The 24,681-nt window shown below is 54.8% G+C and carries 19 protein-coding genes; 6 read left to right on the forward strand and 13 right to left on the reverse strand.

Annotated features, from left to right (window positions below):
• Positions 1-9: 9 nt before the first annotated feature.
• The 3 genes from SH421x_RS16185 to SH421x_RS16195 all read left to right on the forward strand — a co-directional run bounded on the left by SH421x_RS16185 (position 10) and on the right by SH421x_RS16195 (position 2,824).
• Entirely contained in the window at positions 10-1,074 is a 1,065-nt protein-coding gene (locus SH421x_RS16185) for a methyltransferase (RefSeq protein ID WP_488850430.1), read from the forward strand.
• A gap of 30 nt (positions 1,075-1,104) precedes the next feature.
• Positions 1,105-1,905, forward strand: coding sequence for a hypothetical protein (locus tag SH421x_RS16190; protein ID WP_488850432.1), 801 nt, complete (start codon positions 1,105-1,107; stop codon positions 1,903-1,905).
• 196 nt (positions 1,906-2,101) lie between these two features.
• Positions 2,102-2,824: a YebC/PmpR family DNA-binding transcriptional regulator gene (locus SH421x_RS16195; RefSeq protein WP_488850434.1), complete on the forward strand. Its 723-nt coding sequence runs from the start codon at positions 2,102-2,104 to the stop codon at positions 2,822-2,824.
• Positions 2,825-3,170: 346 nt separating this feature from the next.
• Here the strand turns inward: SH421x_RS16195 and SH421x_RS16200 are convergent, their stop codons facing one another.
• Positions 3,171-3,770: an REP-associated tyrosine transposase gene (locus SH421x_RS16200; protein WP_488850436.1), complete on the reverse strand. Its 600-nt coding sequence runs from the start codon at positions 3,768-3,770 to the stop codon at positions 3,171-3,173.
• Positions 3,771-4,320: 550 nt separating this feature from the next.
• Here SH421x_RS16200 and SH421x_RS16205 point away from each other — a divergent pair.
• Positions 4,321-5,901: an AAA family ATPase gene (locus SH421x_RS16205; RefSeq protein WP_488850438.1), complete on the forward strand. Its 1,581-nt coding sequence runs from the start codon at positions 4,321-4,323 to the stop codon at positions 5,899-5,901.
• Positions 5,902-5,994: 93 nt separating this feature from the next.
• On the opposite strand, the gene SH421x_RS16210 is transcribed toward SH421x_RS16205, so the two are convergent.
• The 7 genes from SH421x_RS16210 to SH421x_RS16240 all read right to left on the reverse strand — a co-directional run bounded on the left by SH421x_RS16210 (position 5,995) and on the right by SH421x_RS16240 (position 17,169).
• Positions 5,995-7,452 (reverse strand): DUF1501 domain-containing protein, encoded by a 1,458-nt coding sequence (locus SH421x_RS16210; protein ID WP_488850440.1) that lies wholly within the window; start codon positions 7,450-7,452, stop codon positions 5,995-5,997.
• Positions 7,453-7,467: 15 nt separating this feature from the next.
• The gene (locus SH421x_RS16215) at positions 7,468-10,104 is read right to left on the reverse strand and encodes a PSD1 and planctomycete cytochrome C domain-containing protein (protein ID WP_488850442.1); all 2,637 of its coding nucleotides are present in this window, start codon (positions 10,102-10,104) and stop codon (positions 7,468-7,470) included.
• 518 nt (positions 10,105-10,622) lie between these two features.
• Entirely contained in the window at positions 10,623-11,918 is a 1,296-nt protein-coding gene (locus SH421x_RS16220) for an aminopeptidase P family protein (RefSeq protein WP_488850444.1), read from the reverse strand.
• A 329-nt stretch (positions 11,919-12,247) separates the two neighbouring features.
• Entirely contained in the window at positions 12,248-12,814 is a 567-nt protein-coding gene (locus SH421x_RS16225) for a hypothetical protein (RefSeq protein ID WP_488850446.1), read from the reverse strand.
• Positions 12,815-12,891: 77 nt separating this feature from the next.
• Complete coding sequence (locus SH421x_RS16230) at positions 12,892-13,908, reverse strand: DUF1559 family PulG-like putative transporter (RefSeq protein ID WP_488850448.1); 1,017 nt, start codon at positions 13,906-13,908, stop codon at positions 12,892-12,894.
• A 535-nt stretch (positions 13,909-14,443) separates the two neighbouring features.
• Positions 14,444-15,550, reverse strand: coding sequence for a choloylglycine hydrolase family protein (locus SH421x_RS16235; protein ID WP_488850450.1), 1,107 nt, complete (start codon positions 15,548-15,550; stop codon positions 14,444-14,446).
• 248 nt (positions 15,551-15,798) lie between these two features.
• Positions 15,799-17,169: a Gfo/Idh/MocA family protein gene (locus SH421x_RS16240; protein WP_488850452.1), complete on the reverse strand. Its 1,371-nt coding sequence runs from the start codon at positions 17,167-17,169 to the stop codon at positions 15,799-15,801.
• 614 nt (positions 17,170-17,783) lie between these two features.
• On the opposite strand from SH421x_RS16240, the gene SH421x_RS16245 reads away from it, so the two are divergent.
• On the forward strand, positions 17,784-18,383 hold the full coding sequence (locus SH421x_RS16245) for a DUF6940 family protein (protein ID WP_488850454.1): 600 nt from the start codon (positions 17,784-17,786) through the stop codon (positions 18,381-18,383).
• 185 nt (positions 18,384-18,568) lie between these two features.
• Positions 18,569-19,471, forward strand: a complete 903-nt coding sequence (locus SH421x_RS16250; protein WP_488850456.1) for a fructose bisphosphate aldolase — start codon at positions 18,569-18,571, stop codon at positions 19,469-19,471.
• Between the two features lie 385 nt (positions 19,472-19,856).
• Here the strand turns inward: SH421x_RS16250 and SH421x_RS16255 are convergent, their stop codons facing one another.
• The 5 genes from SH421x_RS16255 to SH421x_RS16275 form a co-directional block, all read right to left on the reverse strand.
• Positions 19,857-21,146 (reverse strand): NRAMP family divalent metal transporter, encoded by a 1,290-nt coding sequence (locus SH421x_RS16255; RefSeq protein ID WP_488850458.1) that lies wholly within the window; start codon positions 21,144-21,146, stop codon positions 19,857-19,859.
• A gap of 109 nt (positions 21,147-21,255) precedes the next feature.
• The gene (locus SH421x_RS16260; protein ID WP_488850460.1) at positions 21,256-21,660 is read right to left on the reverse strand and encodes a hypothetical protein; all 405 of its coding nucleotides are present in this window, start codon (positions 21,658-21,660) and stop codon (positions 21,256-21,258) included.
• Positions 21,661-21,750: 90 nt separating this feature from the next.
• On the reverse strand, positions 21,751-22,695 hold the full coding sequence (locus SH421x_RS16265; protein WP_488850462.1) for a DUF1559 family PulG-like putative transporter: 945 nt from the start codon (positions 22,693-22,695) through the stop codon (positions 21,751-21,753).
• Between the two features lie 55 nt (positions 22,696-22,750).
• Positions 22,751-23,155: a hypothetical protein gene (locus SH421x_RS16270; protein ID WP_488850464.1), complete on the reverse strand. Its 405-nt coding sequence runs from the start codon at positions 23,153-23,155 to the stop codon at positions 22,751-22,753.
• Positions 23,156-23,208: 53 nt separating this feature from the next.
• Complete coding sequence (locus tag SH421x_RS16275; RefSeq protein WP_488850466.1) at positions 23,209-24,144, reverse strand: DUF1559 family PulG-like putative transporter; 936 nt, start codon at positions 24,142-24,144, stop codon at positions 23,209-23,211.
• Between the last annotated feature and the right edge of the window lie 537 nt (positions 24,145-24,681).

The following is a 24,681-nucleotide window of genomic DNA, read 5'->3' on the forward strand; positions in this document are numbered from 1 at the left end:
CTTCACCGCATGCCAACCAGCGAAACCGGCCGATCCACGATCAACCGTCCGACCACCGATCCGACTCCCATTTTCGAGCATTTTCGAGGGATGCATGGTTCGGAGTTGCTGACGGCCGCCGTCGCGCACTTCAATTTATTCGGGCCGCTCAGTGAACGTCCGATGGACTTTGAGACGTTGCGACAAACGCTGCAGCTAGAGGAGCGTCCGGCGATCGTGTTGTTGACGGCATTGAAGGCCATGGGTCTGCTATGCGAAATCGATGGTCTACTGACGCTGACGCCGTTAGCAGCCGAGCATTTGGTTCCCGGCGGCGCGTTTGACTGCGGCGACTATCTTGGACTTGCCGCGCAAAGCCCCGGCGTGCTGACGATGGTCCATTTGCTGAAGACCAATCGCCCGCTCGGCAGCGGCGACGATGAGACAGGCGGCGCCGCATTTATCTATCGCGACGGAATGAAGTCGGCGATGGAAGCCGAAGACTCGGCGCGGCACTTTACCCTGGCGCTGTCGGGTCGCGCAAAAAATGTCGCTCCAGCTTTGGCGGAAGCGGTCTCGCTGAGCCAAGCCAAATTACTGCTTGACATCGGCGGCGGTACCGGCATTTATTCCCACGCGCTGCTGCAAAAGAATCCGCACCTGCGGGCCATCGTCTTTGATCGCCCTCAAGTCTTGAAGGTCGCGGCGCAGATGAGTCAGCAGTATGGCGTCACCGACCGCTGCGAACTGATCAGCGGCGATATGTTCGCCGACCAGCTGCCGACCGGGGCCGATACGATTCTGCTGTCGAACATCCTGCACGATTGGGATCTGCCGCAGTGCCAACAGTTGGTTGACCGCTGCGCCCAGATCTTGCCGGCCGGGGGGCGACTGCTGATCCACGATGTGTTTCTGAACGACGCACTTGATGGCCCGCTGCCGATCGCGCTTTATTCGGCTTCGCTCTTCTCGTTTACCGAAGGACGAGCCTATAGCGGCGGCGAGTATCGCCAGCTCTTGCTGTCGGCTGGTTTGACGCCTGAGCCGATTGTACCGACGCTGGTTCATTGCGGCGTGTTAACTGGCGTAAAGTAAGGCCGGCCTGCGCGGCGAAAGATCACGAATATGATCCAACGAATTCTCTGTACCTTGTCTGTCGTGCTGGGAGCGTTGGGTGTAATTGGCTGCGTCAGCATGATGATCGCCATTTGGATGATCAGCGCACGGGTCACGCAAGCGACCGACCGAGTCTTTGGCGTCGCCGATACGGCGCTGCAGGGCGCAAGCAAGGGTGTCGCCCAAATCGAAGACCGCGTCCAAGCTCTCAAGTTGACCACCGCCGAGATCCAGGCAAGCGCGGCAACTTGGATCAAATCGGAGGCCAACGAGCAGCTTCGCGCGCGTCTGGATCTGCAGCAAAAAGCCACGTCGCTACAGAGCGAGCTGGACCGCGCCGAACAATGGCTGCAACTAACCGAATCGACGGTGCAACTGATCGACCAGGCCATGGGATCGGGACAGCCGCTTGGTATCCCCTTCGACACCGTAACCGTGAAAGAACTGCTCACCGATATCACGACGATGCAAACCAAACTCCACGAGGGAATCGACATCGCCCAAAACATCAGCCAACGCGCCGCCGAAGCCAGTGACGAGAAACTGCTGGCCGAACGAGCCGAACAGATCGCCCAATTGGTGGCCCGGGTGATCGCGACGCTGGCCATTGTCGATCAGCGAATCGCGGCCATCGAACAGCGTCTGGTTCAAATCGACGCTGCTGTAGAGGTCGAAAAGCAAAAAGTCATCGGCTGGGTACACCTGGCGGTATGGGGAATTACCCTGCTGTTTGCTTGGCTGGGCGCTGGCCAATGTGCTTTGGGTTGGGTCGGTTTTCGGGGATTGCGACCTCGTTCTGCTTGCGTGTAGCGGCGGTAACGGCGATCACGGCGTTTTCCAGATTAGTTCCGATCTGCGGCCACCTTGCGAATTGACGCAAACCACTTTAAGATAATAGCTTACGGCGTTTTTTACCTCGTAATTGCCTGAAACTGCGAACTTGTCTAATCTTTCTAGTGCGACAGTTTCTTCATCTAAACCTGCAAGCATTCAGTAGATTACTCCTATGGGAAGAAGTTTCGAGAACCGGAAGCACGCGATCGCCAAGACAGCTTCTCAAAAGACGAAGCTGTACTCGAAGTACGGCAAAATGATCTACGTCGCCGCCAAAACCGGCGTGCCTGACCCAGAGCTGAACGCGACGCTGAAGCACATGATGGAAAAAGCGAAGCGCGAGCAGGTTCCGGCGCACGTGATCGAAAAGGCGGTCGAAAAAGCCAAAGGCGCCGGCGGCGAGGACTACACCGAGTCGCGGTACGAAGGGTACGGCCCCGGCGGTTGCTCGGTGATTGTTGATTGTCTGTCGGACAACGCAAACCGTACGATTACCGACGTCCGCAACTGCTTTACCAAGACCGGTTCGAAACTGGGGACTTCTGGCTCGGTCGGCCACCTGTTTGATCATCTGGCGATCTTCTCGTTCAAAGGAGGAGAGCAGGACCAAGTGCTCGAAGCGATGCTAGAAGCGGATGTCAACGTCGACGACGTCGAAGAAGAGAACGGCCACCTCACCGTCTTCGCCGCGGCAAGCGACTATTTCAAAACCAAGCAAGCGCTGCAAGAACTACTGCCCGACGTCGAGTTCGAAGTGCAAGAAGTCGCGTTCGTCCCGCAGTCCAGCATCGAACTAGACGAAGACGACGCCAAAACGTTCGAGAAGTTCATGGACCTGCTGCACGACTGCGAAGACGTACAAAACGTCTATCACAACGCGAAACTGCCGGAGTAGGAAGAGAAGCGGACAAGTCTCCTTCTTAGCCCGCTGCGCCAGTTTTGAGGTTGCGCTATGTCGCACCACTTGGACACTAGCCCGCAGCGCCAGCGAGGGAATGCGGCTTCTACTTCATGCCGGTTTAGCATTACCAATGCGTATTCCCTCGCTGGCGCTGCGAACTCGTGTGAACGTTTTCGACTTAGTTTTTCCGCTCTTTATCAGTGGCTTTGCCGGGTTCCATCCCTTTTTGACCATTTAGCGCAACCTCCAATTGCGTAAATGAGCGAATCTGTCTGGCACTCGTGCACTGGTGCCATGTTCTTATCGCGTCTTCGCGAGAAGAGCATGTCTTCCTGCTCGATCACTGCAGTAAATCAGAAGAGATGTCTTCATCCAGAAACGTCAGCGGTGGAAAGCTGTGGCGATCCAGTCGCAACGGTTCGTCGAGACCCGTTTCCCAAGCGCGGGCGCTCGACCAAAGCCAATCGATTGTTCGATCGGCGAGTCCTCGGCGCACGGGATTCTCGTGAATGTATCGAAGTTTGCGATGGACTTCCCGTGCGGACGACAGGTTGCGATCATATCCCCCGCCGCGCTGCCAGAACCGATACGAGCGCGAACCATTGGGCTGCACATCCTCTAGTCTGGACAAAAAGTGGGTTGAGTTTTTTCGCAGCCAAGTGATTGCTTGTCGCGACGACGACAATTTGATCCCTTTGAGTATATCTGCAACACGAATCTTGGCATGAGGCAGAATCAGTAAATGTACATGCTCGGGCATGATCACGTAGCCCCAAAGGTCAAAGGGGTGCGACGCCTGGCTCGCCTGAATTGCTTTGATCAAAAATTCCCGCGATCGATCCTTGGAGAGGAGCGGGAGACGACGGAAACAAGAGAAGGTCAGAAATCTGGCGTCGCCAGTGATGTCATATCTCTTTAGTTTTTTTCGGTGCGTTTCCATAGCCCAATAGTATTGCGATTACCGGAGCGACTCGCCAACTAAATTTCTGAGAGGTTCGGCGGTGCGACGAAGAATTCAAGATTGTAGGGTGGATGGAGCAAGCGATTAGCGACAACCAATTTCAAACAGCATCCCCGCTTGCGCAACCCACCAATGCCGCCTGGCCGCTCAAAAAACCGAAAGTCCCCGAGCCCCAAAGGTGTGCCACAGTCTGGCCGGTGCCATGTTCTTATCGCGTCTTCGCGAGAAGAGCATGTCTTAAGGGCGTTGCGACGGTGATCGAGTGGATCAGCCGCATTGAAGACATGCTCTTTCAGTGAAGACACTGTAAGAGCATGGCACCCGAGCCATTTGCTTAGCACGCAAATCTTTGCTAGGTGAGCCTCTCCTCGCCGATTTTTTACTCTTGACAATGTCTAAGTACTTAGTAATAATCTATTCATACGTTAGTCAGTAAAGAAACCTTCTTTCCTGCTGTTTCGCCAGTTGGTCCGTGCCGCCGGGGGGCTTCTTGCATGGACTTCTCTTCTCTTTTTAGGGGGCAAATCTCATGACAACCAAGCAGCGTCAGCAGCGGAAGACGCGGGGCAGAAGGGCCAAAGCGGCCCGTGCCCGTGCGGCGGCACGCGATAATTCGATGGCGTGCAATCCAGCTCAGGCAAAAACAGTCCATTCCCCCGAATTGGGCGCTGATTGGATGGCGCCCCCTTTCTTTTTACCGGATTCGCCTGATTCACTAGGTTTTCCAGATCCGCAGCTGACTGCTCTGCTTGGTTATCCGGCGGGGCAGACGACTGAATTGCTTCACCAAATCATCGACCCAGAGGAGGAATCGACTCTCTCGACTGAAACTGAAATTGAAACCGACTTACCAGAAGCAGGCCAATCCACACAAATTGCCTCGCAGAAAAGCCGCTCGTTTCGTGAGTTGAGTACGGCCCAGCTGTTGCGTGAGCAACCGCCGCGTGAGTGGTTAGTCCCCGGCTTACTGGCGCGGGGCGAAGCGGCGGTGATTTTGGGGCCTAGCAAAAGTATGAAGTCATCGTTGGCGGTCGATTTGTGCGCCGCTTTGGCCAGCGGGGGGAAGTTCTTGGGGCAGTTCGCCGCGGATCGTCCGTTTCGTGTGGGATTTATCGGTGGCGAAACCGAGCAGTACTTGCTGCATGATCGGGCACGGTGCTGGAGCAAAGCCTCCGGTGTAGATCCCGACCAGCTTTCCAATCTGAACTGGGCGTTAACCATGTCCCACGCCAGCGATGCGGCCAGCTTGGCCGAGTTGCGTGATTGGATTGAGCGTCAGCATTTAGAAGTGGTTTTGATCGATCCGCTAAAACTAACCGCGCCGCGCGGGGCGGCGCAAGCGAAGCAGTTGCGAGCGCTGGTCCGCTGTTGTTTGGAAGCTGGGGCAACGCCGATTGTCTGCTGCGCTACGCGCAAATCGAACTTGCCGCACGCTCTGAATATCGCCGACATCACCAACGCCGCCGAGCATGATTTCGCCCAACAATGGCTGCTGGTGAACCGTCGTCAAGCGTACGAGTCAGGCAGCGGACAGCATCGCCTATGGCTGACCGTTGGCGGCAACGCCGGCCACGGCGGAGCATGGGGCGTAGATATCGACGAAGGTCGCGTCACAAACGCAAACACAGACGGTCGACAGTGGAAAGTCACGCTGCACGACCCCGAGTCGCTGCAAGAAGAAGCGCCAGCGTTAGAAGCCCAAGCGCTGCAACAGCGCTGCCGCGCCAAAATTCGCGTCGCATTCAAAAGCGTCGATCCCCAACAAGCAATCAAGTCAAAGATCCGCGCCCAAACCGGGCTCAGCAGCACAAAATTTGATGCGGCCTGGGATCAAATGATCGACCAGGGCGAAATCGAGCGGAGCAAAAACAACACAAAAACAGAGACAGGAGAACTTTCGCGCTACCACTTAACTCATCCAGCAACAGCAGCCCATCCAGTAACAAGAGAAGGAGAAACAGCAGAAACAGCAAACCGTCCTGTCCCATCGACAACAGTAGTCGAAACCACAATTGAAACAGCAGTCCTCTCCCCAACCATGCAAAGGCAAAAGATCCGCAGCGCGGACCAAGAATCCACCACCAGCTACGCGAACCACACAGTCGCTTAGAAAAAAACGCCGCGGGTCCAGTCCACCCGGCCTCTCCTTCGAAAACGACCCGGTTTAGGTCTTCGTTAGCGCTTAGCGTCTAACCCTAGGGGGCTATACCGCCAGCAGCTCATGAATCACCTGAGCCGGCTGGCCATCGGTGATGGTTTGCTCTCGATCTCCGCGGCGGAAGCTCATCGTCTCGTGATCGAGTCCTAACAGATGCAGCAACGTCGCGTGGTAGTCAAAATGATTGACTACTCCTTCGACTGCTTTGTGTCCCCACTCATCGGTCTTGCCGTGAACATGGCCTTGGCGAAAACCGCCGCCAGCGACCCACATGCTGAACCCATGCGTGTTGTGGTCACGCCCCGCCTTGGCAGGCCCGGCGTCGTTCTGAACCACTGGTAGGCGTCCCATTTCGCCTCCCCAGTGAACCACGGTCGAATCGAGCAGCCCACGCTGCTTGAGGTCGGCGACCAGCGCCGCCGAAGGCTTATCCACTTTTTGACATGCAACCGGCAGTCGCGAAATAATGCTGCCGTGGCTGTCCCACAACTGATTGGCGGTATAGACCTGGACAAAGCGCACGCCCCGCTCGACCAAGCGCCGCGCGATTAAACAGCGACTGCCATACTCGGCCGTCTCTTTTTGATCGAGCCCGTACATCTTTTTGGTCGCTTCGGTCTCTTGAGACAGATCGAGCGCATCGGTCGCCGCCATCTGCATCTTGGCGGCTAGCTCATAACTGGCCATCCGTGCTTGGAGGTCTGATACGTCCGAGAACTGCTCAAGGTGCTTTTGGTTTAGCTTCTGCAGAAACTCGATCGCTTGCGTCTGCGCCTTGCCTTTCAAGTGCGCTGGCGGCGTCAGATCAAGAATCCGGGGCTCGGTCGGGCGCACCACCGTCCCTTGATAGATAGACGGCAGCCAACCATTCGACCAGTTTTCGACTCCTAGCACCGGCAACTGACCAGGATCAATCAACGCGACAAACGCCGGCAGATTGTCGGCCATGCTGCCGAGCGCGTAGGTCAACCAGCTTCCTAGCGTTGGTCGTCCGGCTGTGATGCGACCGCTCTGCAAGGCGCGGATCGACTGGCCATGGTTGTTGACGCCGGTTTTCATCGAGCGAATCAAGCAAATATCGTCCGCTACTTTTTGCAAATTCGGCAGCAGTTCTGAAAGCTCCATGCCGCACTGACCGCTAGGAGTAAACTTCCAAGGAGAGGCGAACACCTTGGAGCTTGCCTGAGCGGCGTTGTCTTGCTTCAACTCGCCGGGGAAGGATTGGCCATCGTACTTGGCCATTTCGGGCTTGGGATCAAACAGGTCATGATGACTCGGCCCTCCTTGCATCCATAGCGAAATCATCGCCGTCGCTCGGGGAGGCTTCGCAGGCATCTTGGGAGTCGCGTCAAATACCAGCGGCTCTGTTGGCGGCTTGGACTGCTCGGCCGCGAGCGCCGTCTGTTGCTGCATCCAAGCAAAGGCCAACGAACTGACGCTCATGGCGCTGGTCGCGAGAAAATGCCGACGACTTCCCATCGCAAGCTCGTGTCGAGAACTCATAGCTAACCTTTCCCGTTACTGCACGTACAGAAATTCGTTGGAGCTTAACAGCACCTGGCACAACACGGCCAACGCATCCGCTTCGGCCGAGATTGCCGGCGGTTTGTCTCCCTTGGCCTGGTAGGCGGCCTGAGTCAATAGCTCCTCGGTTTGTTGCCTGACAAACGCCTCTGCACTGACAAGCTCCTGTTCTTCTACTGGCCGAGAATAAATCAGTCGCCATGCCGACTCCAACTGCTGCTTCAGATCGTCTGGATGCTGCTTCCCAAGCAAAGCGGCAATTTTGCGGGAACGCAGAATAAGCTGATCGCTATTCAACATCAGTAGTGACTGGGTCGCGTTGGTAGCAGGACGTCGCTGATCGCAATTGGGGCTCATCGCCGGCTGATCAAAGGTCTCCATCAAGCTCAAGGGACGACTGCGGCGAACCTGGATATAGATACTGCGGCGGAGCTCTTCGCCCTTCATATCGATCACATCGCCGGGGCGACCAGCGTTGGTATTTTCCTTTCCGACGACAATTCGACCGACCGTGTCGGCCATGATCGGGACCGGCGGACCGAACTGTTTGGGATTCAATTCACCGGAGATCGCCAACAGACTATCGCGGATCACCTCGGCTTCTAATCTTCGCAGGCGGGCGCCGCCGTACCAATGATTGTCAGGGTCGAGCTCTTGCAGCTTTGGATTGTCGCGGACCTGTTGTCGCCAAGCTTGGGAATTTAGGATTAGCCGATGCAGATGCTTCATGTCCCACCCGCTTTCGATCAACTCAGCAGCGAGCCAATCCAAGAGCTGAGGATGCGTCGGCGGTTCCCCCAAGATGCCAAAATCATTGGGCGTTGTCACCAGTCCGATCCCAAAGTGATGCAACCAAACTCGATTCACAATCGCTCTGGCAGTCAGCGGATGCCGGGGATCGGTCAGATAGTCGGCCAACGCAAGTCGTCGACCGGTGGTCGGCAAACTGGACGAATGCTCTGGGATTTCAGGCAGCCCCGTCGCTTCACGCACCACGGTCAAACCGGCCGGCTTCAACACTTGTTTCGGCTGAGCATAATCGCCGCGAAAAAAGAGCCGCGTCGTCGGCGTTTGGCCAGGGACTTCGGTCAGGGCGCGAATGTATTGCTGTTTCGGTTTCTTGGCGCGGACTTTGGCCGCTTCGTCCGTCATCTTTTTCAGTTCAGCCGCCGCTTTTGAGTTATACAGATACAGAGAGCCCGGCGTGACGTTGAGATGGGGATACTTTTTGAAGATCTCTTTCTGCTCTTCCGTTCGCTTGTCAGCCACGGCGGCATGGGCGGCTCTGGCTAGGTCATGCAGCTCGGCAGGAACCTTCTCTAGTTGTTCCTCGAACGTGGATTGAATAAATTCGGTCCGTTTTTCGACGTAGGCGGCGTCCAGCACCTTCGCTTCTTTTTCAATCTCGGCGGCAGCATCCCGATCTTCTTGCGTATTCAACGAAACCAATCGCTCGTTGGGGCGACGCCATTTTTGCCAATCGAGCGCTGGTTCAAAGATCGCGCGAAAGCGAAAATAGTCAGCCTGCGAGATCGGATCGTAGCGATGATCATGGCACTGCGCGCACGACAACGTTGTCGCCATCAATGCCGAAGATACAATGTGAATGGTATCGGCTATCGTATCATTGCGGGCCAGCATTACATCATCGACAGCGCCGCCGGTTCCGTCCGGGGCCATCCGTAGAAAGCCAGTTGCCGACAGAATCTCGGCATCCTCAGGCGATAGATTTTTGAGCGGCGACTTAATCAGTTCATCGCCAGCCAACTGCTCTCGGATGAATCGATCCAACGGTTTCCCGCTGTTCAACGCGCGAATCACATAGTCGCGATATCGCCATGCGTGCTGGCGTTCGGCGTCGATGTCGCTATACCCTTCGCTGTCTGCGTAGCCTGCGACATCTAACCAATGACGAGCCCAACGTTCGCCGTAGTGCGGCGAGGCAAGCTGCTTGTCGACTAGCTTGCTCCACTCGGCGTCATGGGCGTTTGTAAGAAATTCGGCAACCTGCTCCGGTTCGGGTGGTAATCCCAGCAAATCCAGCGACAAACGCCGCACCAGCTTGCCAGGCGTCGCTTGCGGGCTGAAGTGTTGCCCATGCTCTTCTAGCTTGGCCAACAAAAATGCGTCAATCGGATTGGAGACTTCTTCGGCGTGTTGAACCACCGGAACAGTCGGACGCTTGATCGGCTGGAACGACCAGTGAGCGCGCTCTTCTTCGGTGATCAAGTACTCGTCGCCAAGTTCCTCGGGCTCAGGTCGCGCTGTTTTTGCGCCGGCGGCGATCCATTGGTTCACCACCAGCAACTCATCGGAAGAAAGCTGCTTGCTCTCATCCGGCGGCATCTCGTGCAACTGTAACCGTTGATAGAGGAGACTCTCCGCCGGCTTGCCAGCGATCACGGCAGTTCCCGAATCGCCCCCTTTGATCATCCAGCGCACCAAACGCAAGTCGAGACCGCCCTCGACTTGCTCTTCTTCACCGTGACATTGAAAGCAATGCTTTTTGAAGATGCCGCGAACGTCCGTTTCAAAATGCGTCTCGGCAACAGCCAAATTGGCGTCGACCAGAATGAAGCTGATCCCGAACAGACCTAAGATCCAGGCGGCTGCGATTCCACGTGACATCATGTTGCACCAATGTTGGCCAAGAGCGGAATTTGGTGGGGAAGCGGCAAAGCGAAAGCGGGGCGGGAAATAGGCGAGAACCTGAGTATAGTGCCGAGCGCCGCAACAGTCACCCCAAAAATTGGCTTCTGACGTTGTAGAGATCAAGTCGCCGGGATCGCCAGCGCTAGGGAGTAGAAGGGAATATGGCGATCTTGTCTCGATCCGCAAGCGGGTACGGTAGTTCGCTATTGCTGAAGGAATTTGTCAGCAATTCACTTATTTTGCCCTGCCTACCAAGCACTGGCTAATTCTGATCATCCCGTTGCTTCTTCTCAGCGATTATTGATCACGCTCTATCGATTACCGCCCTCTTACCAGGGAACGCTTCGACCTCAATCGCCGAGATGAGCGGTAGGTGCGGCAGTCAGTACAGTCGCCGCAGCTTGTTCGACCTACCGCTCAGAATTCTAAAAAACCGGCGAGGTCTCCTCTGCTACGACCTGACAAGGGAGTCCCAGTTGGCGGCTTCGTTTCACTACCTATTTCTTCCCCGTCGCCATCAAAGCTTCAATCTCCTCCGCCTCGACCGGGATGTCCCCCATTAGATCGATCGGGCCATCCTCGGTAATCAGGATGTCGTTTTCTAGACGAACAGCGAAGCCTTCTTCGGGAATATAAATCCCGGGTTCGACCGTAATTACCCAGCCGGCGGCGAACGGCACGTTGGTCGGCGCGACATCATGCACGTCGAGCCCGATCGAATGTCCGAGACCGTGCATGAAATACTTCTTGCAGGCAGGTTCGTCCCGCGTGTGCTTCGCGGCATCTTCCTGGGTCAACAGTCCCAGCTTGACCAGTTCGTCGTTCATCATTAGCTGAGCTTCGTGGTGCCAATCGCGATGCATTTTGCCGACCACGGCGCCGGCGATCGAAGCTCGCATGACGCGGAGCACGGCATCGTAGACATCACGTTGCCGCGGAGTAAAGCGGCCACTGACTGGGATCGTACGCGTCAGGTCCGAGTTATAGTTGGCGTAGTTGGATGCGACGTCCAACAGCAGCAGATCGCCGTCCTTGCAAACCTGATCATTCTGCACATAGTGCAAGCCGCACGCATTTTTGCCCGAGGCGATAATCGGCGTATAAGCGAACGCGCCGCGATTGCGAATAAACTCATGCCAGAGCTCCGCTTCAACTTCGTATTCCGTCACGCCGGGCTGTACGAACTTCAGCAACCGCTCAAATCCACCCTTGGTAATGCTGCAGGCGTGACGAATCAATTCGATTTCGGCTGCCGACTTCACCGCGCGCAACTGATGCAACAGCGGGGCCAACCGGCGATAGGTGTGCAGCGGAAATTGGCTTTTGCAATCTTGCACAAACCGATCGTCGCGCGTTTGCACCGTCGCAGCGGCGCGGCGATGTTCGTTTTGGTTTAGAAACACCTGCTCGGCGCTCAGCATGCAGTTGCGCAGAATGTTCGGAAATTCGCTGAGCCATTTGATCGTCACAATGCCGGAAGCGGCGGTCGCTTCGGCTTTGTTTAGTTTGTGACCTTCCCAGATTTCCAGAATTTCAATCGGCTCACGAACGAACAAAATCTCACGCTGCGTCGGCTCTGGCGAATCGGGAAAGAGAAGCAGAATCGACTCTTCCTGCTCGACGCCAGAGAGATAGAACAAATCGGTGTTGGGGAAATTTTTCAACGAACCATCGGCGTTGGTTGGCAACACGTCGTTCGCATGCACGATCGCCAACGAATTGGCTGGCAGCAGCTTCGTCAGATTGGCTCGGTTTTCGACAAATAGGCCCGAGTCGAGAGGTAGATGACGCATTCAAAGTTTCCCTGAAAGTGAATCCGAAGCGGATCTTGGGTTCCTGCGCTGACAGTTGCTAAACCAAGCCAAGACCGCTGCTGCCGCCCTATCCATACTTTGCACACAATAATACTCAAAAGCGGCGTCGGAACCAACAGCCCCGTTGTCGAACGCGTTTTTATCCACCGCTGACAGATAACGGCCAGACTAACGTCCTGGCCGCCCGGTTCCAAGAGTGGGCGCCGAGCCAAAGAAAGCGGGGCGGCGTCCATTTAGGAAGCCGCCCCGTTTGAAAGTTCAAAATTGGATATTCAGGAGCACGCGCCCCGTCTTACGAGCCAGACGCCTTAGTTGCTCCGTTGGTATTGCACCGACGTCAGCAAGGCCTTGGGCTTCGAGTCCATCGCCAATTCGTAGGCTTCGATCCCTTCGCTGATTTCGACGATCAAAGGGGTGGTCTGGGGAGAGGTATAGATTGCTGGAATGCTAGTTTTCCCTTTTTTCCTGCGCGGCGCCGTGGCGATTGCAATGGCGGCCGCAGGTCCCTCGCCGTCGATGACCTCACCTTGAATATTCGCTTCGGATAAGGTTGCTGCTTCAGGCGGAATCAGTGGTTCGCCGATGACCACGCAATATCGCCCAGGCTGACAACCACGGTAATCACGCAGCGCGCCCGGCACGACAGCCTGAAGGTTGAACTTGCCCTCTGCATCGGTATAGCCGCCAGCGCCTTGGCCGGTCGTCCCGTCAATCGGCCAAAAGTAAAGACTCTTAAAGGGGAGCGGTTCTCCGTCGAGCAAGAGCGTTCCTTTGGCCGGATGTCGAAACGGACCGGGATCGCTGCACCCCACGATAGCGCTGACGAGCAGTGTGACAGCGACTAGCGGGAAGCAAAATTTCCATCGATGAATCATCGAAATCACCTACCAGGATAAAGAACGTGAATGATGATGCGACCTGAACTGGGAATTCTTGACACGTTAAACGCAAACTAAGGGAGCGTGACTACATTTCCGTCCGCCATCGCGGTCAAATTGAACAACGTATTTTTGTCGATGGTTTCTGGGATGAAATGAACCGATCCATCTCCCATCACCAGTTGGCACCCGCCTGGGTGCAGACTGGCGGTCGCACACCACCAGCTTCGAGCGCGACCACGAATCGGCACAAACGGCGGGCTTTGCCAGGCGGCGTTCTCAACCTGGGGCTGATGCCAAATATTGATTCCGCCGTTTGTTCCGTTGTAATAGGGATCTACCCCGGTCATCACCCAACTGCGATACGACCAAGCGAACGCAGCGCCATTGACGTGATACTTGGTCGTTTCCCCCAACATAAACGTGTTCGAGAGACCATCCACAACATCCGCTAAACTGGTATTGTGGTCGGCGCCAAACATCCGCTTGGTGGTGCTGGATTGTGAAACATAGCCGTTACAGACGGAATACTCAGGAGCGCAGTAGACGACAAATTCATAGTTGGTCGCTGCCCCAGAAAAAGACCCTCCGGGGCCGTATGCTCCTCCGGTCAGTCTCCCTTTGATTGGATTGTTGTCAGAGGGACAAACGAACGCTTGCACTTCTGTGCCGGCGAGTGCGGCGTTTCCATTGGTAATGGGATCGCCAACCACGGTACCGGTTGCTTTTTGGTGGCTACTAGAGATCGCGTACGCCTCGCGATGGTTGAACTGATCATAAAGATTTAGCTGCTCGAGATAGGGGAGCAGCGAGACGAGGCCGTTGGCGTTTTTGATCTCACCGTCGACGGCGTTGCCCACACAGCCTCCAAAATTGCGACTGGAAGCCGGCAACTTGCCATGCGAGTCAACATAGTTGTGCAGCGCCAGCCCCAACTGCTTCATGTTATTGCTGCAATGCATCCGCCGCGCCGCTTCGCGCGCTTGTTGCACCGCCGGCAATAGAAGTGCAATCAGGACTCCGATGATGGCGATCACCACCAACAGTTCTACCAGGGTGAAACCTTGCGGTTTACGATTCGTTTGCGACATAAGCCGGTGAAGCCCTCTACAAAAGATGAATGGATTGCCAGCGAACGTGGATTTTCAGCAAACATCGTTCACCAGACTTTTGGGCACAGCGAAGAGGAGAGGTGTCTTCGAGCAAAGCACGTTGCATGCCAACCGCAGGCTTTTTTACGAGTCGACATATTTATCTCGGCCCCGCCTTTAGGGTTTTCGATGTAACGTGATATCTCCCGTTATTCTTTTCTTTTTTAGGACCTCCAAAAACTGCCCACTATTTGGGACATGCGTGTCGCGCAATTCAGCATCGTATCCACTTCGGGGGAGGCGTTTGGCGCCCCTCAACGGCAGATTGGTTAGAACGAGGGGGGACGATAAGAACCTATCAAGATCCAACTTGATTGAATCCCTCCAACATTTACAGCCGGGCGATAGCAACGCTACCGGCGCCCAAGCCGATGTCGATGTCGCGACGCCCTAGCTGGGACCACCCCATAAAAAAGGGGGGCGACGGTTTAACCGTCGCCCCCTGGTAGTTTGCGATTCGTACTGGATCTGACCGTTAGCTGAAGTCGGTCGAGACATCCGAGATCGGCTGCTTCGATTTCATTTCGATCGATTGCAGTTTACCTTGGGCCGCGTCTAGCGCTTCACGCACATTCACGCTCCGAATCGATTGGTCTTCATACGTCCGAAACATCCAGCACAGGTTTTCTAGGTCAGAGACCGACGTCCATAAGGTTGAGTCTTCGCTCACCTTGTTTCCATCGCGATCACGGACCGAGCCAACCGGAATGTCGAACGCGTTCATCAGATGAAAGACCTGCTTGACCGTCTCCGCAGCAGTGTTCAGTTGGTTGGCCGCTTGCGAAAATGCGACGGCGCGGATAAATCGCGACGGGGGAGTTGAATCACCAGGCAGTCCGTGCATTCCAGAGCCTTGACCAAAACCGGCCAAGTGGGCTCCGTCGAGTTGGATTGCAGGCACATTCGAGACGGTCAGATTGATGTAGTTTCGCAAATTGGTCAGGTGCCAGTCAAAGGTCGGCGAGTTTGTGAACACGCCCAGCGGATTATCATAAATACGAAATCCGCCGTCGATCGGCTCAATCACCACGCTTGCGCCGGTGCTGTCATGCACGACGAAGTGAGCAGGAAACGATTCTCCCCCCAATTGTTCGAGCGGGCGAGGAACCAGCACCACCTCGTTATAGCGTTGCTTCACTTCTTCGACAGTGGCGCACGTGGCCAACAGCCACATGCCGTAATCTTGTGGCGCCAAGGCGCGATCTTTGTTGTCGGGGCCAGGCGTTGCGTAGCCTGCATAGCCGGGGAAATAAAACGAGCCGACGTACAATCCTTTTTCGTTCACGCCGTCCACGATCATCGTCAGCCCCAACAGACTCGCGCCGACCAGCCCATATTTGGACTCGTACGAAAGTCCCTGACTAGGATCAACAAGCGTATTGGAGAGTTGAAGTCCCGCCGGAACGACGATCACTTTCGATTGCAGATCAAAACCAAACTCCAGCGTCCGTCCGACCACCACGCCGCCATCGGCCGAGATCAGTCGTAGTCCGGTGCAGGCCAGCGCCGGTTGAGCAATCAGGGCAATCAATAACGCCGCAATCAAACCGACGCGTGACAAGGAACGAATTGAATTTTTCATTTTGTGCCTAACCTGACGCCAGCGCGCCGTAAACCCGGGAAACATAAGTGGAAGGAGATGTTGCCCAAAAGCCTAGGTCACTATCAGCGGATCTCCCAAGAAAGCGGTCCAACCGGCAGCGTCCGATCATGCCGGTTATGGCAAAGAAATCGCCAGAACGCTTTGCATATCCCAAAAAAAGACCGCCAGCGAATTCGCCGGCGGTCCCTTTAAAAAAAGAATCGATCGAACATGTCACCTGTGATCGGTTACATGTTGATCTCGTAGCCCTTGCGACTTTCTCGCTTGAGGAACGCGTTGGCTTGATCGTCGCCCACGATTTCTCGTTTGCTGGCGTCCCAGTTTAGTTCTCGTCCTAGGCGCATCGAGATGTTCGAGAGATGACAAATCTCGAGCATGCGATTGTGCGACCAGACATCCGAGATCGGCTGCTTGCGCGAATGCATCGCTTCGATCATGTTGGCGGTGTGATTCGAGCTCACTTTACCACCATAGACTTCTTCGATCGCGTTTTCTGGCAACGGGTTTTCTTTCAGCGCTTCGACCGGAGCCCCGGCAATTTTGCCACGATTCACAAAGAAGCGGCCATCGGATCCTTCAAACAGGATGCCGTTGTCCCCTGCGTTGGTGATCGTCATCTTCACATCGTTCGGCATGTCGACCAACAGGTTGAACTCGGTCGCGACGTTGTAGCGATCGTGAACCACCGGGTAGCCATCTTTGTACTCGACCGGCAAGCTGTACGAGACCGGCGTGATCTTGCTGGGTCCGTTGTTCTCTTCGCCCAATGCCCAACAAGCAATGTCGACGTGGTGAGCGCCCCAGTCGGTTAGTTTGCCGCCGGCATATTCGTGCCATTCACGGAACGAGTAATGGCAGTTGCTATACAACGGAACTCCGCCGCCATAGCCTTCGCGCATTTGCGGCAGAGCGCGGTAATCGACCTTCGGGGCCGGGCCTAGCCACAAATCCCAATCCAGTTCGGCCGGAACCGAAGCGACTGGAATCTCGGGAGAACCGGTCGTTCCGCCGATTCCGCAGGTGATCTTTTGCACTTTGCCAATGCGACCGGCGCGGATCAATGCGATGGCCTGCAAGAAATATTGGTTGCACTCGGTACGCTGCATCGTACCGACCTGGAAGACGCGTCCAGTCTGTTTGACCATCTTCTCGATCAGCTTTCCTTCGTCGATGGTCAACGTCAACGGTTTTTCGCAGTAAACGTCTTTGCCGGCCAGCATCGCTTCGACCGCGATCTTGGTGTGCCAATGGTCAGGCGTCGCAATCATGACCGCGTCAATGTCATCGCGATCTAGAATCTTGCGATAATCTTTGTAAGCGTCCGGGGCTTTGCCTTGGCGTTCTTTGACGCGCTGAACGTTGGTTCCGAGCACATTGGCGTCGACGTCCGCTAATGCGACAAAATCGGCGAGGCCTAACGACTTGCTGGTGATGCCCCAGCCTTGATTGCGAAGGCCGATGGTGGCGAACACCGGACGTTCGTTGGGGGACTCGGCGCCAAACACCAGCGACGCCGGCGATAACAGCGCGGTGGCGGCGCCAGCGGCGGCCATACCTTCAAGAAATTGTCGACGAGTCGCTTGACCGGGTTGATACATAGAATGGTTTTCCTTCGGCGTGAAACGGTGGGAAGTGCATGATGATGGATGTTGGCGCGTGTCAGCTAGAGAACCGTAGACCGCCACAACCTTAGTAATCCATCGTAGTCGATCCTGCAAATATTACCGAATTCGTGGGCAATTTGCACGCTTTCGCTTCCAGAAAAGAGAGAGGAGCTGGGGCAAGATATCTGCCGTTGGCGCCAAACTTCTCTCGGCTGAGTCTCAACCCGAACACTCGTATGGGAAACTCACCCTTCTAGCGTTTCTTTTCAGGCCTGGCGACAAAAACGAGAAAACCTTGCCCTTGGGCCCAATACCGTCGTTCAACTAGGCAATCCCGTGAATCCGCCAAATACTTGATCCGAGCTGTGTTGCACATCTAAAACTCTGGACTCTCGCCTTGCGGATGGGGAGATTGAAGGGAGCGCCAAACCGCTTGAATAATCAGAAAAGTCCGCTGAACTCCCCAGGCTCGACAGTAAACCAGTGGCGCGTTTCTTCGATTTTTGCAGAATCTTACTGCGTGTCGCTGCGGCATCGCGATATCATGAGGGTGCGACCTGAATCGCCGTTGGAAGTTGCTTTCTCCTTGCCGGAAGGAAACTTTTCCCATGCGTTTAAATGCCGAAACAGAAGATCTGCCGGGGCTGCGTGGGCGGCGATATTTTGTCCATTGCGACTCTCAGCCGCTCAGCTACGCCGCTGCGATTGAAGCCTGGCGTAGTGACGCAGAGTTCTCAGAGTGGCTCAACAACGAGTTGGCGGAAGCTCCCTTCACCGCGTTTCGTTGGGAAACTCCTCCCATTGATCAAGCGACGAGCGAGCAACCTTGGGAATTTGTGCTGCTCGACAGTCCCAACCTGGCGCGTCCTTCAGAGCCGCATCTGTTTGCTGAGCATCTCGATAATACCGACGATCAGATTGCAACATTTCCCAATCTTGGTCGCAATGCGACGCTGGTTGCTCCGACGCAGATCGCCGATCAATCGGTCTATGGCCATCTAGCCGCATTCGTCCGTCAAGCGCCGCAGCTACAACGCTTGGCCTTGTGGAAAGCAGTGGGCGAAGCAATGAACCGTCGGCTGGGAGATCGCCCGGTCTGGCTTAGCACGGCCGGCGCCGGCGTCTCTTGGTTGCATGTCCGGCTAGATGATCGGCCGAAGTATTACGGCTATCAGCCGTATCGCAAATGGTTGGCGGTTTGCACGTAGAAGACAAAATCCTTCCCGACGTCTAAATTATAGAGAGTGAACCACGGAAGCCGGTGGGTTACGCAAGCCAAGGGATGTTGCTTGAAGGTAGTTGCCGGGATTCGGCTTGTTCCCCCCACCCCTTGTAACTTGAATCTAGCGGCTTAGGTCAATCCATCGAGAGCCTCAACCCACAGGGTAGCGAGATGAGTAAGTTCGTCGGTAATGCAGCGCAATTCCAAAAGATCAAAACAGAACCGGGGTTCATCGCGGCGCTTGATCAAAGCGGCGGCAGCACGCCGACCGCTTTGCATGCGTATGGAATCGAAGAGGACGCGTGGTCTAGCGACGAAGAAATGTTTGCCCTCGTTCACCAAATGCGATCCCGAGTGATCACCAGTCCTAGTTTTACCGGCAAGCGAATTCTGGGCGCGATCCTATTTGAAAACACCATGGATCGCGAAATCGAAGGCCAGCCAACTGCCGACTACCTTTGGAACCAAAAAAATGTCGTGCCGTTTTTGAAGATCGACAAAGGGCTGGCGGCAGAACAGAACGGCGTGCGGCTGATGAAACCAATGCCGCAGCTCGACTCGTTGCTAGAACGGGCCGTTGCGAAACATATCTTCGGCACCAAAATGCGATCGGTCATTCTGCACGCCGACAAAGCCGGGATCAACGAAGTGGTCACGCAACAATTCGAAGTCGCTCGTCAAATTATCGCCGCCGGCTTAGTCCCGATTGTCGAGCCCGAAATTGACATTCATTGCCCCGAGAAATCGGCAGCCGAAGCATTGCTGAAAACCGCGTTGACAGCAGAGCTCGACAAACTGCCGGAGGGGCAATTTGTGATGCTGAAATTAACGCTGCCGAATCAAGATGATTTTTACGCCGACTTCGTCCAACATCCCCGCGTCCTGAAAGTGGTCGCCCTCTCTGGCGGCTACTCACGCGACGAAGCCAATCAAATTTTGGCCCGTAATCACGGTGTGACCGCCAGTTTTTCGCGGGCACTCGCCGAGGGACTCTCGGCCCAACAATCGGAAGCCGAGTTTGACGCGACGTTGGATGCGTCGATACAGAGTATTTTTGAAGCGTCGATCACGTAAGCGGTCAGAGCCCGGCGAGGGAATACGATCGCTAGAAAATGACGAATGTCTAAATCCTAATGTCTAATGCGGACCCCAACCCCCAATTTTGAAGTTCCACTGTTTGAGGACAAAGTCAGAATGGAACGCCGATACCACGGATGAAGAACGAAAAACGGGGTAGGAATTAAGCCAAAAACGTTCACACTAGCCCGCAGCGCCAGCGAGGGAATACGGCCTCTACTTCATGCCGGGTTAGAATCACCAAGCGAATTCCCTCGCTGGCGCTGCGGGCTAGTGTTCCATCGGTTCGAAATATCGCAACTTCAAAAGGCTGCAACGAGGCTCTTGCCTTAGACGTTCGTTATTTGAATGAAATCCGCTTCTGGCAATGATGGGCCATTCATTACCCCATCATCTTCTGCACCAACGACAGCAGCATGCGTCCCGACAGGATGACTGCTAAAACTAACGCCGCCGAGGCGATCCAGCACGCCCCGGTTTTCAGATTTGACCGCTTGAGATGCATTGCCAGATAGAGCATGGCGAATGCTAATAGCGGCACGCCGATTACCGTCAGCGCTTGGGCGAAGACGATCAACTGGACGTTCGACATTTCTAGCCAGTTAATCGCTACGGCGACCAACATCCCAATCATTAGTCCGGCGACGGTCAACGCTTTGACCGGCGCATCTTTGACATTGGCCGACATACCCAGACTATCGCTCAACGCGGTTCCGCCGATCAATGCGTTGACCAGCAGCGAACTAAATGCGCCCGCGGAGAGTCCGATACAAAACATTACCTTTGCTTGTGGACCAATCAGCGGTTCAAGCTGTTTCGCCACATCCGTAATGTTCGTGAGTTGGGCGCCCTGCAAGACCGCGGCCGAGGTCACCATGATGATAAAGCTGATGCCGCCCAGAACGGCGATGCCGGCGATGGAGTCAACAATGCCGTTGGCCAAATTTTCATGGGTCCAATTTTTTTCGCGAACCGCGTAGATCTGATAAAAGGCGCCGGCGATTGAAAACGTGGTGCCAAACATCCCCACCAGCATGACGATGTTCTCGGGCGAGACCTCGCCGTCAGGCAGTTTAGGAATTAAGCCTCCCAAGATGCCGGTCACGGAAGGTTGCACAACAATTAAGTTGACGACAAACCCCAACAGCATCAGACCAACCATCAGCATCATCAGCTTTTCAATAAATCGATATGGCGTGCTACTGCCATACAACGCCCAAATCAACCCGAGATTTACCAAGACGATCGCGACCAGCGAACCATACTGAGACAGCCAAGTGGGGGCCGATGCTCCTGCCGAATCCGTCGCGATATTCACCACATCAATAATCGCTAAGTTATTGGTGAATTGAAAACAACTGGTGATTAAAAAGAAGACGACTCCGGTCACGATCGCCACCGGGCGCCCCAAGCGAGTCGAGATCTCGGTAAACGGCGTCTCTTTGTAACTGATCCCCAAAACTGCGGCCAAGAAGACCGTCAGCGCCATAAAGATGGACGCGATCGCCAAGACCCAGATCATGTCATACCCGTAAGCCGCGCCGACTTTCGAGTTTGACAAGATGCTGCCAGGCCCTAACACAACCGACGCGACAATGATCGCTGGTCCAATCGCTTTGAGGATCCGAAGCAAAGAAAATCCGCTTTGTTTTTCTACAGTCGCTTCCGACATTCCGTACTTGCCTTTAAACGAAGTGATCGACCGATGCCTGCTGGCCATCGGTCGATAGAGAGGTGTGATTCTGAGTGGGGTATTTACTGCTACTCTGTCTAACGTCGCTTTACTTCAATGTAAAGTCGACCTTATTCTCTCCGGCCGCCACCTCGGCGGTAAGGCCAGACTGCCGATCGCTGCTGTACTTGGAGGGTAACAGTTCTTTGACTGGCGCATTGGGGCCTTGATCCTTTACCGCCGTGATCATCACGCGGTGCTTACCAACGGGAATACCAACTCCATACTCTTGCGTCGCTGCTTCATAAGTACCATCTTCGCGGATTTGAGCGTAGCCAGTAGGCAAATCGGATTGTTCGGGAATGAACAAAATCGTGCCGGTGGGCAACAGGCTTCCTTGATAGGTCACCGTTCCGGTTACTTCGCCCATTTCTGGACCGCGCCGGCTGCAGCCCAGTCCGAAGATCGCAATCGCCGCGACCAATCCGGTAAGCAAATATTTTGAGTTCATCATATTCGTTCATCACTAGGAAAAATAAGCCGTGATTAGAAATAACGACTGGGTTACGGCAACGCCGCAACCCACTGACGGCACGAGCTTGATCTATAGCCCCGAACTAACTTCACCATTCTTGCGCGTTGCATAGGCTTTCAATAAATCGAGGCTCAGCGTTTCCGGCAAGAAGGCAACGCTGCCGTCACACATCACGAATAGCGCTCCGCCAGGATGATAGCTGGAAAAGGGAGTGGAATTGGTGCCAAAGGATCCGCTGTAATTAATGGGATACTGCACCATCTTATGATCAATCATCAACCAATCGGGACCGCTGTAACGGTAGAAACCCCAAACCCACGGCTTATGGCCGCCGAATCCGGTAATCATGTTCGACGGAGATATCGGCCAGCCTTTGGTGCTGGAAGTTTCACCGGCTAACATCGTGTTGGTCGTGCCGTCGACGATGTCGCCAAACCTTGTTTTACTATTAGGATACAGAATCCCCGACGTCGAAAACCCAGGGTATGATGAGTTGTTCGGAGCGTTATAGTCAACGTCGTACGAACCGCCGTTGACCCGATAGTGGAGCGTTCCCTGAATGTTCTGATACGGAAAGTTCGAAGACGGCGGTTGATCAGCCGCCAATTCACCCACCGGCGAAGAGGGACAAGTGATGTTCGGAACAGCGCCGAAAATCGGGTTATTTTGGTTATGACTACGGTAGGGAGACCTCGTCACTAGATAGTTGGGATTAAGAGCATTCATCGCATCTAACCGCGTCCCTTGCTCCATAAACGGAAAGAGCCGCGGAACCCATCCCATCGGATAGGTCGGAAGTGTCGCAATGTCCCAGCAGCCCGTCATGAAGCGGCCATAGGTATCGTGATAGTTATGGAACGCCAAACCCAACTGCTTTAGGTTGTTGCTGCATTGCATGCGGCGAGCCGCTTCGCGCGCCTGTTGCACGGCCGGCAACAGCAACGCGATCAAGACGCCGATGATCGCGATGACGACCAGCAATTCAACCAGAGTAAATCCTTGATTGCGTTTCATATCTGAACCTCAAATGAAAATAAAATTGATGAGTAACTGCTTTGATAAGAACGTTTTATTTCTCGATAGCGAAATCGATTTTGTTTTCGCCGGTTTGGACATCGGCCGATAAGCCTGATGTCTGATCGCTGCTGAATTTCATCGGCAGGTGCGCGATAAAGGGAATCTCCGGGCCGGGATGCTCGACGGCCATGATCATCACGCGATGCTTTCCGACGGGAACACCGTCGCCGTACTCCTTGGTCGCCGCTCGATAGGCGCCGTCCGATTGAATTTCGGCATACGCAACCGGCAACGACTCCACCTCGGGGATAAAAGTAATGGTCCCCACCGGCACCGGTTTTCCCTTGTAGGTGACCACGCCGGAAACTTGTCCCATCTCTGGCCCGTCATGCCCGCAGCCGATCAATCCCGACAGGGCGGCGAGTAGCACGCATTGGAGAATTGTTTTTCGATTCATAAATCTAAAGCCGTCAGATAAGAGAAACGAAGAGTTGGAAAAGTCTGCTGCGTTTACAATTCGGAGATGACCTCGCCATTCTTTCGTGTCGCCAGCGCCTTGAGCGTGTTGAGACTCATCGTTTCCGCCAAAAACCGGACGCTGCCGTCACAATTAGCGAACATGGCGCCGCCGGGGTGATAGCTGGAATAGGGCGTGTTGTTATAAGTGATCGTGCCGGTGTAGTTGATCGGAAACTGGACCATCTTGTGATCGATCATCAACCACTCTTGATCGCTGTAATAAAAGAATCCCCACGTCCAAGGCTGAATCCCGCCAAAACTGTCGTAGGGTGCTTTCGGACAATTCTCACGGCTCGACGTTTCTCCTAGCAGCATCGTATTGCTGGTCCCGTCGACAATATCGCCAAACCGCGTATTGCTCTTCGGGTACAAAATTCCGGACGAGGTATAGCCATCGCGGCCAGAGGTGGTCGCGGCATGAAAATCAACGTCGACCGAGCCGCCGTTGGCCCGATAGTGCAACGCGCCTTGGATGTCGGCGTAGGGGGTGTAACTGTTCACCGGATGATCCGACGCCGTTTCACCGAGCGCCGACGAGGGGCACCAAATCCCTGGAACCGGACCAAAGATCGGATTGTCTTGGTTGTGCAGACGATACGGCGTTTTTGTCACCAGGTAGTTCGGATTCAGCGCGTTCATCGCATCCAGCCGCGTCCCTTGCTCGATGAAGGGAAACAGACGAGGAACCCAGCCCATGGGATAGCTAACAATCCCGCCTGCGGCAAAACCGCCCTGCATGAATTGGCCGTAGGTGTCGTGATAGTTGTGGAACGCAAGTCCCAACTGCTTCAGATTGTTGCTGCACTGCATCCGCCGAGCCGCTTCGCGGGCTTGTTGCACCGCCGGCAGCAGCAACGCAATCAACACGCCGATGATCGCAATGACCACCAGCAGTTCAACCAGGGTGAAGCCTTGAGATCTTTTCATTAGCCAACTCCAAAAACGATTGAATGAATGGATCTACACGCCGTTGCATGCTGCCGTGCTCGTCGCTTTGTGGTCGCGAGACGAGGATGATGTCAGGTGATATCTTACTGGGCTAAAAAAATCGCTCGCATCGGTGACTGGAGACCACCTAAAAGCGGTGACTCTGATTTTTTAGGCGCCGCGTCAAACTAAAACGATTCATTTGACGCAGTAGCTACAGTTCACAATGCAACCGACTGAAAAATATCAAGCAAACTAATGAAGCAAACCATGCGCCGTTTCGCTTGCGCTGATTTAAATCGTGTCGATGGTCACGGTTTGAATTCCCGTTTCTCCTGCTTCAGCGTTGAAAATATCTTGCGACAGCGGATTCCCGCTGGGCAAAAACTGCTCACGCCTTCGTCGTTCGCGTTTTGAGATCGCTCGAAAATTGGGCAGTACATGATGGCGGCTGACTGGAGGAGATGTCCGCATTTTTGAAAAGGCGCCGGCGTCCGCGGGGGAATCCGACGTTGATTTTTTGTCTGTTTGACACCC

The sequence above is a fragment of the Blastopirellula sp. SH421 genome (assembly GCF_057808535.1).

Excerpts from the sequence above, each read along its gene's own strand:
- SH421x_RS16250 (WP_488850456.1), top strand. The coding sequence starts at position 18,569 with ATGAGTAAGTTCGTCGGTAATGCAGCGCAATTCCAAAAGATCAAAACA.
- SH421x_RS16230 (WP_488850448.1), bottom strand. The coding sequence starts at position 13,908 with ATGTCGCAAACGAATCGTAAACCGCAAGGTTTCACCCTGGTAGAACTG.
- SH421x_RS16225 (WP_488850446.1), bottom strand. The coding sequence starts at position 12,814 with ATGATTCATCGATGGAAATTTTGCTTCCCGCTAGTCGCTGTCACACTG.
- SH421x_RS16215 (WP_488850442.1), bottom strand. The coding sequence starts at position 10,104 with ATGATGTCACGTGGAATCGCAGCCGCCTGGATCTTAGGTCTGTTCGGG.
- SH421x_RS16245 (WP_488850454.1), top strand. The coding sequence starts at position 17,784 with ATGCGTTTAAATGCCGAAACAGAAGATCTGCCGGGGCTGCGTGGGCGG.
- SH421x_RS16240 (WP_488850452.1), bottom strand. The coding sequence starts at position 17,169 with ATGTATCAACCCGGTCAAGCGACTCGTCGACAATTTCTTGAAGGTATG.
- SH421x_RS16270 (WP_488850464.1), bottom strand. The coding sequence starts at position 23,155 with ATGAATCGAAAAACAATTCTCCAATGCGTGCTACTCGCCGCCCTGTCG.
- SH421x_RS16265 (WP_488850462.1), bottom strand. The coding sequence starts at position 22,695 with ATGAAACGCAATCAAGGATTTACTCTGGTTGAATTGCTGGTCGTCATC.
- SH421x_RS16235 (WP_488850450.1), bottom strand. The coding sequence starts at position 15,550 with ATGAAAAATTCAATTCGTTCCTTGTCACGCGTCGGTTTGATTGCGGCG.
- SH421x_RS16210 (WP_488850440.1), bottom strand. The coding sequence starts at position 7,452 with ATGAGTTCTCGACACGAGCTTGCGATGGGAAGTCGTCGGCATTTTCTC.
- SH421x_RS16255 (WP_488850458.1), bottom strand. The coding sequence starts at position 21,146 with ATGTCGGAAGCGACTGTAGAAAAACAAAGCGGATTTTCTTTGCTTCGG.
- SH421x_RS16275 (WP_488850466.1), bottom strand. The coding sequence starts at position 24,144 with ATGAAAAGATCTCAAGGCTTCACCCTGGTTGAACTGCTGGTGGTCATT.
- SH421x_RS16190 (WP_488850432.1), top strand. The coding sequence starts at position 1,105 with ATGATCCAACGAATTCTCTGTACCTTGTCTGTCGTGCTGGGAGCGTTG.
- SH421x_RS16260 (WP_488850460.1), bottom strand. The coding sequence starts at position 21,660 with ATGATGAACTCAAAATATTTGCTTACCGGATTGGTCGCGGCGATTGCG.
- SH421x_RS16205 (WP_488850438.1), top strand. The coding sequence starts at position 4,321 with ATGACAACCAAGCAGCGTCAGCAGCGGAAGACGCGGGGCAGAAGGGCC.
- SH421x_RS16185 (WP_488850430.1), top strand. The coding sequence starts at position 10 with ATGCCAACCAGCGAAACCGGCCGATCCACGATCAACCGTCCGACCACC.
- SH421x_RS16195 (WP_488850434.1), top strand. The coding sequence starts at position 2,102 with ATGGGAAGAAGTTTCGAGAACCGGAAGCACGCGATCGCCAAGACAGCT.
- SH421x_RS16200 (WP_488850436.1), bottom strand. The coding sequence starts at position 3,770 with ATGGAAACGCACCGAAAAAAACTAAAGAGATATGACATCACTGGCGAC.
- SH421x_RS16220 (WP_488850444.1), bottom strand. The coding sequence starts at position 11,918 with ATGCGTCATCTACCTCTCGACTCGGGCCTATTTGTCGAAAACCGAGCC.